General features: G+C 58.3%; 14 protein-coding genes and 1 pseudogene. 7 read left to right on the forward strand and 8 right to left on the reverse strand.

Annotated features, from left to right (window positions below; all coding sequences use genetic code 11):
• Positions 1-75 precede the first annotated feature (75 nt).
• The 4 genes from NLN62_RS09580 to NLN62_RS09595 all read left to right on the forward strand — a co-directional run bounded on the left by NLN62_RS09580 (position 76) and on the right by NLN62_RS09595 (position 5,468).
• Positions 76-900, forward strand: coding sequence for a nodulate formation efficiency C protein (locus NLN62_RS09580; protein WP_254108537.1), 825 nt, complete (start codon positions 76-78; stop codon positions 898-900).
• Positions 901-930: 30 nt separating this feature from the next.
• Positions 931-1,248 (forward strand): hypothetical protein, encoded by a 318-nt coding sequence (locus tag NLN62_RS09585; RefSeq protein ID WP_254108538.1) that lies wholly within the window; start codon positions 931-933, stop codon positions 1,246-1,248.
• Positions 1,249-1,764: 516 nt separating this feature from the next.
• Positions 1,765-2,199, forward strand: a complete 435-nt coding sequence (locus NLN62_RS09590; RefSeq protein WP_254108539.1) for a hypothetical protein — start codon at positions 1,765-1,767, stop codon at positions 2,197-2,199.
• 1,934 nt (positions 2,200-4,133) lie between these two features.
• Complete coding sequence (locus tag NLN62_RS09595) at positions 4,134-5,468, forward strand: IS5 family transposase (protein ID WP_254108540.1); 1,335 nt, start codon at positions 4,134-4,136, stop codon at positions 5,466-5,468.
• Between the two features lie 289 nt (positions 5,469-5,757).
• Here the strand turns inward: NLN62_RS09595 and NLN62_RS09600 are convergent, their stop codons facing one another.
• The 3 genes from NLN62_RS09600 to NLN62_RS09610 form a co-directional block, all read right to left on the reverse strand.
• On the reverse strand, positions 5,758-6,372 hold the full coding sequence (locus NLN62_RS09600) for a hypothetical protein (protein WP_254108541.1): 615 nt from the start codon (positions 6,370-6,372) through the stop codon (positions 5,758-5,760).
• A gap of 68 nt (positions 6,373-6,440) precedes the next feature.
• Positions 6,441-6,533: a DUF3892 domain-containing protein gene (locus NLN62_RS09605; RefSeq protein ID WP_254108542.1), complete on the reverse strand. Its 93-nt coding sequence runs from the start codon at positions 6,531-6,533 to the stop codon at positions 6,441-6,443.
• Positions 6,534-6,537: 4 nt separating this feature from the next.
• Positions 6,538-6,726 (reverse strand): DUF3892 domain-containing protein, encoded by a 189-nt coding sequence (locus NLN62_RS09610; protein WP_254108543.1) that lies wholly within the window; start codon positions 6,724-6,726, stop codon positions 6,538-6,540.
• 648 nt (positions 6,727-7,374) lie between these two features.
• Here NLN62_RS09610 and NLN62_RS09615 point away from each other — a divergent pair.
• Complete coding sequence (locus tag NLN62_RS09615) at positions 7,375-7,611, forward strand: DUF2188 domain-containing protein (protein WP_256575900.1); 237 nt, start codon at positions 7,375-7,377, stop codon at positions 7,609-7,611.
• Between the two features lie 82 nt (positions 7,612-7,693).
• Here the strand turns inward: NLN62_RS09615 and NLN62_RS09620 are convergent, their stop codons facing one another.
• Positions 7,694-8,092: a hypothetical protein gene (locus NLN62_RS09620; protein ID WP_254108544.1), complete on the reverse strand. Its 399-nt coding sequence runs from the start codon at positions 8,090-8,092 to the stop codon at positions 7,694-7,696.
• Between the two features lie 1,120 nt (positions 8,093-9,212).
• Positions 9,213-9,749: a hypothetical protein gene (locus tag NLN62_RS09625; protein WP_254108546.1), complete on the reverse strand. Its 537-nt coding sequence runs from the start codon at positions 9,747-9,749 to the stop codon at positions 9,213-9,215.
• Positions 9,750-10,318: 569 nt separating this feature from the next.
• Between NLN62_RS09625 and NLN62_RS09630 the strand changes: the two genes are divergently transcribed.
• Positions 10,319-12,178 carry an NAD(P)-binding protein gene (locus NLN62_RS09630; protein WP_254108547.1) on the forward strand — a complete coding sequence of 620 codons (1,860 nt, stop codon included), beginning with the start codon at positions 10,319-10,321 and terminating at the stop codon, positions 12,176-12,178.
• Positions 12,179-12,367: 189 nt separating this feature from the next.
• Here the strand turns inward: NLN62_RS09630 and NLN62_RS09635 are convergent, their stop codons facing one another.
• Positions 12,368-12,610 (reverse strand): hypothetical protein, encoded by a 243-nt coding sequence (locus NLN62_RS09635; protein WP_254108548.1) that lies wholly within the window; start codon positions 12,608-12,610, stop codon positions 12,368-12,370.
• A 285-nt stretch (positions 12,611-12,895) separates the two neighbouring features.
• Between NLN62_RS09635 and NLN62_RS09640 the strand changes: the two genes are divergently transcribed.
• Positions 12,896-13,264 carry a hypothetical protein gene (locus NLN62_RS09640; RefSeq protein ID WP_254108549.1) on the forward strand — a complete coding sequence of 123 codons (369 nt, stop codon included), beginning with the start codon at positions 12,896-12,898 and terminating at the stop codon, positions 13,262-13,264.
• Positions 13,265-13,375: 111 nt separating this feature from the next.
• Here the strand turns inward: NLN62_RS09640 and NLN62_RS09645 are convergent.
• A pseudogene (locus NLN62_RS09645) lies at positions 13,376-13,558 on the reverse strand (IS701 family transposase); the annotation flags it as partial.
• A gap of 55 nt (positions 13,559-13,613) precedes the next feature.
• Positions 13,614-14,888, reverse strand: coding sequence for an IS256 family transposase (locus NLN62_RS09650; protein WP_254108550.1), 1,275 nt, complete (start codon positions 14,886-14,888; stop codon positions 13,614-13,616).
• Positions 14,889-14,977: the final 89 nt, after the last annotated feature.

Raw genomic sequence — 14,977 nt, forward strand, 5'->3', positions numbered from 1 at the left:
TGGTAGGCGCCTCGCGGATCTCATCGGGATACAAATCCGAAGCGGATATAAGGACCGGCAGCGTGGGGTAGAGAAATGGCCGATAGACGCGTGCTTTGGTTCTGCCTCGGTCTTGGTGTCGGTTTCAGTCTTGGCCTACGGATTTTGCCGGGTGGGCTGGCCGGTCAGAGCGGCGACATGCGTGCGGATGACAACGCCCTGATCAACCAGGTTAGATCAACCTGGCGAGCGCAAGATGGTGAGACGGCGGAGCAAATCTTCGCCAAGGTTGCAAAGGTCGCACACTTCGTTCCCAGGGGATGGGAGCTTGGCCGAAAGACCGACACAGGCGAGCCGGTCGTGCTTTCGTGGGCCAAACACAGGTTTGATAAAACAACGGACGAGCATACGGTCACCTGGGAGGTGGGACGCGATGGCACAGTGACACTTGTGACGCCGTATGCAAAGCCGATGGAACTAGGCTGGCGGGCGTTCGCACTCTCACTTCTTGCTGACGAGGTCACCAACAACGAAACAGGGGGGAGCCGTCGCTTTCTACATGATCCCGCTAACTTTAACTTCGTGACGACAGCGCAAGGTAAGCTGGGTGACCTTCTACGGCGCGGTCGTTGCACTATTGGCGATGGTGTTAAGGTGCACTACTTGCCGACGGTGGACGAGCAACAAACGGTCAAGGATGGCTTGTGGCGCGTTCGGCTTTCGGTCGACTGCGATGTTCAGGGGGATGGTTATTCTACCCGCGATGTCATCATTTTCGAGAAGCGCGAGGGGCAAGATTGGAAGCCGCAATCGTTCTTAGCCAAGCGTATCGAGACCTATGCCCCAGATTCCTGGTTTGATCTTGCAGAACCGAAAGATCAGGAAGCGTTCGAGGCGGCGCGTAAGGCGTTGGCAAAATGACATTGGCTTGCGCTGTCGATACCCTGGCGGATGACGATGATTGAACGCGAAGTCGCCGCGCGGCTGCTCAATGTGTTTCCGCGCCACCCAACCCCTGTTGGGTTGGCGCAGAGGTCGACGTTGGATCAGCCGATGACGCCCTTGACGATCATTAGCGATTGGTTCCAAACGCAGGACGGAAAAGTGCAAGCCGAAATCGCTGGCATGGCGGCGCTTTTGATGTTCGACGGTGCTGACCTTCTCGACCTCGGCAGCCAAGAGCAGGTGGATTTTCTCCGACATTGGTTGCATGAGGTGGGATTGGAGACCCATACGGTCGTTGGCCGTGTTTTGACGTTCCGATTTTGAGTATGTCGCGGAAGACAGGTTTACCGAGTTCGGGTGGAGGCTCTCCGAAAAGGCCCTCCGTAAAGCTCTCGAAGAGGCTGAGCACGCGCCGAATTCTGACACTATGCGTCTTGCTTCTCATGCGCGAAGAATGCTCGATGATTTGCCAGCCCGCAAAAACAAGTGGATCGAAGTCGGGAAGTCTTGGCGAGAACTGGCTGACGCCTGCCTGACGTCTAGCGCTCTCAGGGATTGGACCTCCTCGCAGAGGAACAGCCCCCGGACAGCGGCTGAGCGGGTTAGCTGTGGATGAAGAGATCGATGGGAGAGACAGAAGTGGAGGCTAGGTAAATCTCTGTAAGATAGCCCTCTATACGCCCCACGGGGGGCTGATCGCGACAAGGGCGGGCGTCCTCATCCCTCAGGGGCGCGGGAAGTCCCGCGCTACGCAAATCATTGCATAATTAGGAATGACGCAAGGGCCTGGATTGAGCCTTACTCTGCCTCATCGAGCCGACTAAAAGGATTTTCGATAGCATGCTCACTGCCCAGCAAATCGCCGAAGCCAAAAAGCACGTCCGCTATCAGCGACAGAACAATGTCCACGAACATGATGACTGCATCAGGATCGCCTATGAATGGCTTGATGCGCAAACCACGACCAAGGGAGCGTTGAAGCGAGCGTACCCAATTAAACAGATCATCGAAAGATGGGGCGGCAGATACATTTCATCTGCGGACGTGGAAGTTGCGGCCGAAATTCACCCGAGGATCAAAGGACGGTATCCACGCTTCAATATCAGTTCTCGCCTTATACTACCCCGTCATGGTCGGTTGGCAGTTATTCAAGAGGCGAGAGCGCAGGGATTCCAGCTTACGTCGCTCCATATTACCCAAACCTATTCTCGGATCGAAGCCGAATCGGAGGGTCGCAAGACCGATAGCACATCTTCGGGACCCGCTTCAAAATGAGCGAGAGTGGGGGAGCTCCTGTGCCCAGATCTGGTTCACACAGGCGCGGCTGCCAAAACAGCCTTCGCAGCACCGGCGTCACAGTGCTGTTCGATGGTAGGCCATGACCCAACCAGCATCAACACTGAGACGATCCATCTCGTCGGGCATGCGCGCCCATAACCTCGCTGACCTCTTTCTCGCCAGCTCAATCCACATGGCAACGGAAACCTGCGTTAGAACGTAGATTAGCGCTTGGGTGGAGGCGCCTGGCTAGGAGGCAAGCCGCTGCTCGACCGACGTGTGTAGCTCAATGCCAATGGCCATCGCCCACGCGTGCGTCGTGCCCTGCGAAAGCATCTGCACGCACGCTGCAACTGGGAGAGCGACAGGGCGGCGGTCGGCAGCCACGCCGTGCGACGGCATAAGCGCGCGAAGCGCATTACTCGCTTTGGCAATCGCTATTTCGGAGTCGCTCTTTTCGAACTGATCGAGTTCGGTGAAATTGAGACCTACAAATCCGTCCGCTCGGGCAAGATCATCATCCGTTGTGCTGGACCCGCGCGGGTACCAACTTGCAATAACGAAGGAGAGAGAACTGGCCTACCAGTTGTCAGAGGTGTGGGAAGCCAGAACGAAGCGCTAATTGGTAACTTGGAGATAGCGCATGTTCTACGTTTACAAGTACGCGCGCAAGCCCGGCCGAGTAAATGGGCCTTTACGTCGAAGCACGCGAAGTTGGAAGACGCCGAAGCGGCGGCGCGCAAGCTATGCCGACGGGCGCTGAGGTCTGCACGGAACCAAGCATCGAACTGCGACGTGGCTTCTTCGGCTCCGAGAGGGGGACCGATTGGTCCACCTTTGGCGTCGGCTGCGACAACGGCGACGCGGAGTGCCGCTTCTTCGCCTACTACGCGGACGTAACTTGGTCGCAGTATCAAATGATGTTCTCGGACGAACACGAATATGCAACCAATCGAGGATCACAGAAGCCGACCTCGTCGCGATTGAAGCGAGTGCGTTGCTCCATCGGGTAGTCGACTTGGAGCGCGCGTTGTGCTTTTACGGGGACCCGAGGCGCTATGAAGGTCCCCATCAACTCATCGATGGCGAGCGCGACACATACCAGCCAAAGGATGCGTCATACCTTTGGAACGTAGCGAGCGATGGCGGCCAGATCGCACGTGATGCGCTGGACGGCAAAGCCGTGTCGAGCGCAGTGGCCGCTGGCATGTCGACATTTCAGGCTAGAAAGTACGTTCCTTAGGGCACAGATGCGCTTCGATACTTCGCTCTGGGAGCGCGAACACGGTAAGAAGCCAAGCCGGAGGCGCAAATGGCGCTTCCGAATCGTCTCGCCCTGCAATACAGTCGAAGACTATGAAGTCACAACCGCTGCACTACCTTCCCCACCGCATGTCGAGTTGCGATCGAGAAGGCCAGGCAGCGCCGTTCGGACCGAATTGTGGTGTTACCGTAGGGGGCGCCCACACGATGCCCGACACGTCCTTGTATGCGGCGCCGCCCTGTGAGGCCGCTTCAATCGCTTCGCCTTCGGCAGAAGCGCCGGAACGCTTTGAAGATGCGGCGCGAGCTAATGGAAGCATGATGCCGCTTCGACGAAGGTGTGTCTGACGTTGTGGCGCTCCGCGCCTAGGGACGATCGAATGTATGATCGTCAAAAGCCGCATCGGAGGCAGTCTCGACGGCAAGCGGCCACTTTTCGTTTTGTGAATTGCGTCGGGCTCTCGTCAGCTTTTGGAAAGCTAGCCCGAATACAGGGTCGCTCGTGAAGAATTCGGAAGCGATTGATCTGTCGCTGTGATTTGACGTGAGCAAGTATTCGATTGTGCAAGAAAGCCGTGGGTAGGTGTTGGTTTTCTTGCGTTTTTGGATTCCGGATTTGGCGACGTCGTGATTCCTTTGACGGCGAGATTCGCTGTTGGGGAGAACCCATGAGCCATCCGCGCGACGATCGTCAGGACGATCTGTTTCGTCCATCTCTGGAGAAGATCATCAACCTTCGCCATCCGTTGGTGCGTCTGGCGGCGGAGATCGATTGGGACTTCCTGGCGGGACGCTTCAGTTCGGTCTGTCGCCTCGGGCCGGGGCAGCCACCGTTGCCGACACGATTGGTAGCCGGACTGTTCATCCTCAAGCACATGCACAATCTCTCTGACGAGGCGCTGTGCGACAGGTGGGTCGAGAACCCGTATTTTCAGTATTTCTGCGGCGAGGTGGTGTTCCGGCACGACCTGCCGTTCGATCGCTCGTCGCTGACCCGCTGGCGCCAGCGGCTGGGTGAGGAGCAGATCGCCGCGCTATTGCAAGAAAGCCTCTCGGTGGCGCATCGAACTGGGGCGATCGAGACCAAAGATCTCGAGCGGGTCGTTGTGGACACCACCGTCCAGGAGAAGGCGATCGCGCATCCGAGCGATGCGCGGCTTATGCACCGGGCGATCGAGAAGCTGGTCGATTTGGCCAAACGCGAGAGCGTCGAACTGCGCCAGAGCTATCTGCGCGTGGCCAAGCGCGCCGCCATCATGGTGGGGCGGTACACGCATGCCCACCAGTTCAAGCGTGCCCGACGAGAGCTCAAATTCCTGCGCACCCGGCTTGGCCGCATCATCCGTGACATCAGACGCAAGATCGAGGGCGACCCTGCGCTTGAGGACCGCTTTGGTCCGCTGCTCGATCTCGCCCACCGGGTTCGCCATCAAGAGCAGCGTCAACGCGGTCCCAAGGTCTACTCGTTGCACGCCCCCGAGGTGGAGTGCATCGGCAAAGGCAAGGCCCGGGCACCTTACGAGTTTGGTTGCAAAGTCTCGATTGCCACGCCTGCCACCGCGCCCAAAGGCGGGCAGTTTGTGCTGCATGCCAAGGCCCTGCACGGCAATCCCTATGACGGCCACACGCTCGGTCCCGTCATCGCCGACCTCGAAAAGCTCACAGGTGTTGCAGCGCGCCGCATCCACGGCGACAAGGGCTACCGCGGCCACAACTATCCCGACCGGTTCAAGGTCTGGATCAGCGGCCAGGTTCGCCGTGTCACCAAAGCGATCCGTCGCGAGATGCGGCGTCGCGCCGCCGTCGAGCCTGTGATCGGCCATCTCAAGGACGACCACCGAATGCGCCGTAACCATCTCAAGGGCCGCGACGGCGACCGCATCAACGCCGTGCTCGCCGCCGCCGGCTACAACTTCAGCCTGCTCCGACGCTGGCTCGCGGAACTTTTACGCGGCCTGTTATGGATACTCTGTCGCCACCTATCGCAACCACACCTTGCGTAAAAACCGTGCTCAGAAACGTTCTTCACAAACGACTACAGAACCGTCGAGGTCAGCGGCGCGCGGTAGGGACAGCGCTATCTACGCAGAAGGTCAGCGCCGAGTCGCGTCGCTGCTAACCTCAATCGGCAGCGCGGACGCGGTAGGGACAGTGCCCGATCTATTGCTCCCCAAAGCTGGAATCTGGCGCCGAGTCGCGCCCGCGCTGCTTCCGGTCCCAGGTGTCAAGCCACTTGTGACGGCCAGTTCTGGTAGTTGTGCCCGTGAAGTTAGCGGCGCGCGTGGTGCGACTTTAGCGAGTTGGTCGGGACGCCGGTAGAACTTCAATTCTCTTCACCTTCACAACAATGCGCTTCGCGAAGGCGCTGGGTGAATCTTCAGCGTAGTCGGCAGGAACTATTCGAATATTCCTTCGGCAGGCGGGCGACGCAATCCTCTTGATGACGCCGCAGTCATGTTCCAATGTCTCCCGCTCAGCCGCTGGTTCGATAGACTTCGCGAAAACTACCGTAATCATCCCGCGTGAAGGCGCACAGCGATAATCGCCCCTATCGGCGTAGAAGCAGCTCACGTTTCGAATCTCGATAGGCTTCCCAATGAACTTTTCAGGGGCAACATGAAGGTCGTCAGGATCAACGACCTTGAAATCGTTAGGGCTGAAGTTCGTAACGATTTCTTTGGTGTTCGCTGTTTCCGGTCCGACGAGAACGTCAACGGCCTTGAGCGTTGCAGCGGCTTTGTCGAAGCACAATAAGCTAACTTTGTCGTCCTTCACCGCCGTGCAGCCTTGCATGACGGCTTCCAGTGCATCCGCGGCGAGCGCTGGCCGTGTCGAACAGATTATGATTGCTGCGCCACAAACATACATAAGCCGCTTCCGCTTTAAGAATGCTTTCCTGTACTTCATCGAAGCCAGCTTTCTTCCGAATGAATGCGTCCCGGGCGCAGTTGGCTGAGCTGCTGTCAGTCGCGGTGTCACGGACACTCAGCGAGCAATAGAAGATTGTCGTGATGAATGACGTCCGCCGCCGTCTTGATGTACTTGTGCCCCTCGTGCGTGGCGCACACGACGTCAACCCTGCGGCCGTTTTCTTCGACATAGAACTCTCCACTCGTTGATCTCGATGTCTCCGATAGCCTGATCGATGGATCGCTTCCACGGCGTTCCGTCGGGGTTTGCTCCGCCAACATGTGAGAGTCTTTCGTGAGGGTTCTTTCTGTCCGTCGTGTTGATGCAGCGAATGCGTGCGTGTTTGGTCATTCACGTCTCCTGAACCTGCAAGGCTGAGGACCAGCCTAGTCCACAACGGCTGGATTAGGCGGCCACCAATTCTGATAGGTGCTTGCGGTACTTCTCCACGATGCAAATAGGTACCATCCTAGGGAATTGAGCTTCTCGGGGAGCGAGGTGGTCAGCTTTGCTAATCCAAGGGCGAAGGCTGGCCACGAAAGTTTGCGGCGCGTGGTAGGGACAGTGCTTCAGGCGTCTGGTCTCGCCACTACGCGAGCGCCGTGTCACCTCCGCTGCCTCCGTCCCAGGAGGTGACGGACGGCGATTTCGCGAGCAAGCGCCTCATCGATCGTCGCCGGCTATCCCCCACTCACGACCACGGAAGGTACAGCGCGACGAACAGCACCAGGACGATTAGAGCGCATGCCCACGCGATCAATAGCGCCTTATCCATCGGCCGATTCCGATCGATCTCCTCGGCCGCCCGCCTGCATCTGAGCGGTCCTTAGCAAGCCGACGCGCTTTCAGCTCCACCATCGACGCTCAGCCTGCTACACTTTGTACTGCAAAGGCCATCTCTGCCCCCAACCAAGTCCGGTAGTTGAGACGACCGCGTCAGGTTGCAAAGCTCCGGCCCCCTTCAAATCTATCGATCATAGGGGCGATGCCGGAGGAAGATTGATCGCTCGTTTCCAATACTTCGTCACGCTCCATAAAGGCCAGTGGATGGTTGCGCTCAATGGCGAGCATTTCGGCCCGTACGCTACTCAGGAGGAAGCAATCCGCGCCGCGGTGGACGCAGCCCACAAGGTGGGGAAAGCAGGACACGGCGCTCAGGTTCTAGTTCTAGGCCGGGACCAAAAATTCAGAACCGAGTGGACATATGGCCACGCCCCATACCCACCACGCGGCTAACCGCGTTGACCTGCTCGCCGACGGATATGAAGCTTTCAAAAGTGAGGGCTCCTCGGCCGATCCACCATCCGGCGCTTCTCGCTCATGTCGCCACGGCGGCCCCATCAGACCCGGTAGACGACGACCGCGTCGGCATGCACGGGTCTGGCGCTACCCCCGCACTGATCTCGTCCAGCGCGTCCGCTAGCCTTGTCAGAAACGGTTGATGCCAATCATATTCATCAGACAGCAGCCAAGCCGGTAGGCTGGCGACGTAGCGACTCAGAGCGATGACGCCCGCAAGCGTGGTCGGTTTGGAGTGAATGAGCGCGGCTGCGTACTGCTGGAGCGCCAACAACCGTTCGTCGCTGATTGCGTCGTCGGCACCAAATTCGGGACCGTCGTCTAGTTCCGCGGATATGGATACCGCGGCATCGTATTGCGCGGAAAGCTCGCGGTGATGCTCAATCACATCGAAAATCGAATCGAATGCAGTCGCCATGGCGCATTTGCCCCAGGCCACGTGAGATCGGCACCAACCAATTCTGGCAGGTGCAATGGAGACCATTCGTCGATAAAGCTTGAGGGGCATACCCGTGGACTCGCACCCCGCGCGGCCTGTGCCTGGCGGCGCGAGCGGTAGGGACAGCATCGCTCGTGCTTCCCGACGCCGAGTCGTGCTCGCGCTGCCTCCAGGCCGCGCGTGCGCCGCAGAGCGGAGCAATACGATGCCGAGATTTATTGCCTCATACGATTTGAAAGAGATCATGCCGGACGCGCACAAAAAGTTCATCAATAAGGCAATCGAGCACGGATGGTCTCCATGGATTTTGGACCATGATCACACCACCTTGCAGGGATCGTTCGTCGATCTTACGCAAGCGGTCGCTGCTCTCAACTCAACAAGGGCGGAGACGGAATAAGAGCTTGGGATCAAGGTCATAATGGAAAAGTGGTTGGTCGCCCGATACGAAGCCACGCCAGACTTAGACTGCAACGAAAGGGAGAAGATCGTCTAGCAGACTATCCGCGCCAGTTGCCCCCTACTGTCTTTCCATTCTGTGAAAATGGGAGGTCGGATGACGTTGTGATTGCCTGCGGGAGACGTAGTCATCTATCTACGGCGACCTGCGCGCTAAGGCAACAGCCCTTCCGAAGCTTCGGCTTTCTGACGGAACGACGCGCAAAGATTACACGCCAAGGAGGGATTGTTCGTGCCGCGGGCCGATAAGCGATCTCCAAGTTTACAGAAGCCCCAGCACACGCTACACATTCTTGCTTCGCGCTGTCACCGCGCTCTGCGCCACTGTTCAACTCCACGGAATCATCAGTCGTCGGCAGCGAACCCTGCCGATGGCAGCGTGATCGAGCGCGCCTTCGCCGCCAGCAGCATTTTCTACAGCTGGCTCACCGGCCCGAACTATCCAGGTTTTTGGACTGCGGTTGCGATCTCGCTGCCGACATTCGCATTTGCGGCTTGGTACCTTGGGGCGAACAGGAAGCATCGCGCCATCATCTATTTCTGGACTCGGCGCCGAAAGGCTCGGGGGTGTCAACGACGCTGTCCCTACCGCCCGCGCTCAACATTTTTGCTTACCGTGCGTGCGGGGAGGCAACCTTCATTAATGGGCATGACGAAGGCGCGACGCGATGGCAACCAATGGAGGATTCGCGGCACTTGAAATAGTTTTCAGGCTGGGGCGCTTATCGCTCCAATCCGTGAGAGCCTTAAGAGTCAGGCGAGTCGAAGCCAGTTCATTCCAGGATCTCGCCACCTCATGCCATCTTGCTTGTCGTGTGGGCAATAGCTCAAGCATCCTTTGCGCCTTGCGTGCAGCCGGGAACTTCCCGACGCGCTTAGCGTCGTCCAGGGTTTTGCGCAGCTTCGCTTCGGTTTGTTTCCATCCGCAGCCGGTAGTTCTACCCTCGACAAAGTAATCCATGGAGATACGGAAGGTCAGAGCACGGCTTGCGGCGGCGTGCGATTCCAATTCGGGTTCGTTCAACCATTGACGAACAGCTTCGAGCTGCTCCGGTATGCTAAGCGAGGGAACGTCGCCAGCCTCGAAAATCAAGAATGAGGCGAATGACGCGACGTCGATTTGCAGGTCCAGATCTTGCGCTTCCAGCCAACTGACGATTGCTTCGATTGGTGACATCACTTTGGCTCTCCTTCCTTACGGTCGTGATTGCGCTTGATGCCCCTAACCAGGTAGCGCTCATCGTGAGAGCGATTCGGCCCGAAGAACGTTGCACTGGTCAACTACAAGAATTTGTAGGCCGCCCTGGTCAATGGCTGGCGATGAGGGCGTACCTCTCCTCGAAAGTTTCGAGGTTCTCATCAACGCTAAGTGAGCTGCCGCCGCGTTTTCCCGAGCGGTTTGCTTGACCGCTCGGATTGCTCTTTGTCTCGCAGCTTAGGCTTTGTTTCTTTTTTTGGGCGCGTTTGCTTTTGGGGCGATATGGTGCGGTCTCACTGATTTTTTAGCTATGCGATTTGGAAGTCTGATGCCTCACGCGTATTGACTTTGAACTATCACCGACAAGACCACGTTATGTCTCTAAACGCATCCGTGCGGAAGGGCGGCGGCGCTTTTTGCCATTGGCACGGCGCTTGCTGGACGCCATGGGCCACTGAATGAATAATCCAGTGCAAATTCACGCTGAACCACGCCCATGAATTGCTTGACGGCATGAAACAGTATGTTCGCGCTTCGGCAGTATTCAAATGATCACGCGCCGCGATTTTCTGGCAGGTACTGGCCTTGCCATCGTCGCCGGTATAGCCCCTATCGACTTCCTTCGGGCTCAACAGTTCTCACCCTACTATCCGCCGTCTCTGACAGGTCTGCGCGGCAGCCATCCTGGCTCATTCGAGGCGGCACACGCACTTGGACGCGAGGGTAAGGGTTTCCAGGTTGCACAAACACCTGCGGAGGAAACTTACGATCTGGTCATTGTCGGCGGCGGCATCAGCGGCTTGTCTGCCGCATGGTTCTATCGACAGAAACATGGTGCGGATAAATCAATTCTCATCCTTGAGAACCACGATGATTTCGGCGGACACGCCAAGCGCAACGAATTCACCGTCAGTGGCCGGCTAATCATCGGCTATGGTGGCACGGAAACCATCGATTCCCCGCGCACCGGCTATAGCGAGGTCGCTGCCGGCCTACTAAAATCACTGGGCATCGATCTCGACCGATTCACCGCGGCATTCGACCGTACTTTCTACGCATCCAGGAATCTGAGTCGCGGTGTCTTCTTCAACAGGGAACACTGGGGCGAAGACAAGCTCGTGACCGGCGACCCGTTCTGGATGGCACGCGACGACCAACTTCCCAATCGGCTGAACGCCCGCCCGCTAAAAGCCTTCATCGCCGATTTTCCACTCGCGGAAGCTAACAAGGCGGCTCTTGTTGCCTTCCATGAAGCGCCTATCGATTATCTCAAGGGAATGGCTTTGGATGCCAAGGAGAAGATTCTCGCCAGAACCAGCTACCGGGACTATCTCATCAAGCATGCCGGGCTGAGCGAGAGGGCTGCGCAGTATTTCCAGGGACGTTTTAACGACCTCTTCGCGTCAAGCTCCGACACAGTGTCGGCGCTGGCTGCAATGAACACCGGCTTTCCGGGCTTCGATGGCCTAGGCATGAATACCGAACGGGCCACCGACAAGGATGCGGATGATCCCTATATCTGCCATTTCCCGGACGGCAACGCCTCCATCGCCCGCCTGCTGGTCCGCAGCCTCATCCCTGGTGCGGCGCCGGGCACGACAATGGATGACATTGTCCTTGCACGGTTCGATTATAGCAGGCTCGATGAAGCCACTTCGCCGGTGCGGATACGCCTCAATAGCATCGCGGTGAATGTTAGGAACTTCGATGATCATGCAGATGTCAGCTACGTGAAAGGAGGTGCGCTACGCAAGGTTCGCGGACGCAAATGCATCCTCGCCGGATACAACATGATGATCCCATTCCTTTGTCCTGAACTGCCGGAGGAGCAGAGGCTCGCGCTCCGGAAGAACGTCAAGATGCCGCTGATCTATACAAACGTGGTGGTGCGGACTTGGAAGCCGTTTCTCGAGCTCGGCATTCACGAACTCTATGCGCCAACCGGAACATACGCCCGCGTCAAGATGGATTTTCCAGTCAATCTCGGCGGATACGAACACCCGAAGGATCCGTCAGAGACGATGTGCGTTCACATGTACTGCGCTCCAACCACGCCGAATCAAGGCCTAGATGCGCGCAACCAGTCGAGGCTTGGTCGCCAGAGATTGCTCGAGACGCCCTTCGACAAGTTGGAGCACGATGTCCGCGACCAGCTCAGTCGCCAGCTCGCTGGCAGCAGCTTCGACGAAAGCCGCGATATCCAGGGTATTACCGTCAATCGCTGGCCCCATGGCTATGCCTATTCTCCGAACAGCCTGTTCGACGATCCAAATGAGATGGCGCACACGATGACGGTGGCGCGGCGCCCCTTCGGCAATGTTGCGATTGCCCATTCCGATTCCGGCTGGGAACCCCTTACCCAAGCGGCGATCAATCAAGCTTGGCGTGCCGTCGGCGAGATCGGCTAGCAGGCAGGAGTGACTGGCCTATGTGCGGGCTAGCTGCGAGCTTTTAATAGGTTGCCCATCCGGCTCCGGTCGGGGAAGCTGAAGTTGTCGAAGCTTTAGCAACCCGCAGGAGGAACCGGATGGACATTCATGAGAATGCCCGGCTTACGCCGCTCACGCTGCTTGGCCGCACAGTCCCGCCGGACTAACTCAATTGCGGCGATCCATTTCGACTTTGTTTGCCGTCATGAGCATATTACGGACATATCCCGTCAAGTCGCCGACCTCTTTCTCCATGGCCTTTTGAGAAATGCCTTGCCCCCTCGTCCCCTCAATGAGGCGACCGACTAGTTCGTTCACGTCCTGCGACGCGCCGGGCGTTTCGTATTGCTCAGCGGCGTGAATGCTATTCTTGACCCAAAAATCAATGTACTCGCGCGTTTTGGTCTGCATTTGCTGTCCCCTGCTGAATACGGTTAGCCTGCGAGACCGCGGCCTGGCAAATGGAATCCTTATTCCTAGCAGAGAAAAAGACCGGCTATTGGCCGGATTTTTCTGTAAGGCTGGATCAGTTGACGGCCTCTCTCTTGATCAGCCGTCCTGGACGGGCTGTATGCCGGCGGCGACGTGCATCCGGCCTTTCTATAGCACTCATTGTAACACAACCGGTGATAGTACTATCATTTCACTCCGGGCAGGGGGCAACGGCGCTGCGTCCCTCAAAAAAGGAGGAGCACGGTGGCGGCTGAGCAGAGAGCTTACCTTCTTTATCGGTACGAGCTGCTAATCGAGGATGAGCCGCTCGATGAGCGAGCACAGGCGACTGCGCTCAAAGAACTCCAAGGACAATTCTATCCGTCCGGGCCAAAGGCAGAACGTGATAGAATTTTCGACACGGTGCTGATGCGGCCCCGTGGTTTTAAAATGGACGAAATTCAGGTTCTGACTTGGTCGGTAGGTAGCTCAATTCAAGCGAGGATCAGGGTTACCTACGACAAGAGGAACGACGAGCTGAATCGCAAATTGTTGGTCGACAACGATAGCCTGAAATACGCCGACTTTGTTGCAGTGCCTGATCTAGTCTTACTGCGTCACAAATTTCGATAGCTACTTTGACGTGAGACTGCCCTGATGCAACAGGGGCATCGAGATAGTGTGGACGCGAGAGCGACGCTCAATCCTCGCCGAACGGTCGCGATCGAATTTGGAACGTGCCGTTCAGGCCGCAATGGCGGCCCCCCTCGGGCGATAAGTTTCGGGAATTGTAATTTCTTTGAAAAGCCCGGCGGAACCTGTTGCTGAGGGGGGAATCGTCTCCCGCTCGGAGACCAGGAATCCGTAGGCCGCGATGCACAGCGTTGCGTGATGGTGGAAGCCGCGCCAGCCTCGCCCCTCGAAGTGGGGGATGTCCCGATCGCTGTTGAACTAGGTCGGGCCGACGTTGCCGGAATGAATGTTACGCGGCCCTCGTGACGTGGGCAACGGGGTTGATCGTCATGCGATTGTGGCGAGCTTGAAGAGCCGCACGCAGAACCGACAATTGCTTATGCGCCTTCAATCGTCGGAAGCCCTTGTTGGCCTCGATCATGCCGGCCGCGACCCATCGCAAGGCCATACCGGCATCCCGCCAGCGTTTGACGTTGCGCGTGACGCGGCGAATGGTGCCCATCATGTTCTCGGCGATGTTGGTACAGGCGAGCGATCGACGAAGCTCCTTCGGCAACTTCAACCGGACGACAGTCAGGATTTCGTCGAGGCCTTCGAGGATGCTGGCCGCTACGCCGGGCCATTGCTGGTCGAGTCGACGCGCGAGATTGCGGATCAATTTTTCAGCCTTGTCGGCGTCATCGAGCTCCCAGGCCTGGCGCAGCACCCGACGGGTGGCCGCATGATGCTCTTTCGGCAGGCGCTCCACGATGTTGCGCGCCTTGTGGATCTGGCAGCGCTGGATCGCAGCGGCCGAACCGAAGGTGCGGCGGATCGCCTTCGACAACGCCTTCGCGCCGTCGACGATGAACAGTCTCGGCACCGTCGGGTCGAGCCCGCGCGAGATCAGGTTGTCCAGCAGGGCCTGAACCGTTGCGGCATTCTCGGTCGCCCCTTCCACCAGCGCCAGCGGATGCTTGTTGCCTTCACCGTCAACCCCGATCGCGGCGACCAGCACGAGATCGTCGCCGAGATGCAGCCCGTCGATTTGGACCACCAGAAGGTCGAGCGCGGACAGATCGGTAGCCATGAAGTTCGCCAGCCGCGCCGCCGACAGCGCCACAAACCTCCGCGAGGCCGCCGACTTCGAAACCCCCGATCCGGGCGGTGCCGGTACGTCACCCTCGGGCAGCCGGACAGCGCGGCCGAACCGGCGCGTCGACACATTGATCAGCATCAGGTTCATCGCCCAGCGACCGAGCCAGTCCTCCTGCGCTGCCGTTTCCCAGCTCGGGATCGTGACCTCGCGGCCGTCCACGCCCCGGACCCGCGGGCGCTCGACCTCGATCTTGCCGCCGTGGAAGCCAATCCGTCCCCGCGTTCGGCCCCAACGGTGCGCCCGCCGCGCCGCATCGCGACCGTGGCGCGGCCCGCAGGCCGCCGTGACATCCGCCTCCATCATCGTGCCGAGCGCCTCGATCCCCGCCGCAAGGCAGAACCGATCAAAGCTCGCCCGCACTTCTGCAAACGCTTCGTCCACAGCCCCAGTCGCCGGCGAACCAGCCGGTGTGATATCTCTCGTCATGGCGTTGCTCTCCTTTGTGGAATCAGCACCCCGAGCCTACCGGCTCAAGGTGGGCAACGCCGACCTCTTCAGAAATTCAACAGAACCCG

This window comes from Bradyrhizobium sp. CCGUVB23 (assembly GCF_024199885.1).
Classification (GTDB): Bacteria; Pseudomonadota; Alphaproteobacteria; order Rhizobiales; family Xanthobacteraceae; genus Bradyrhizobium.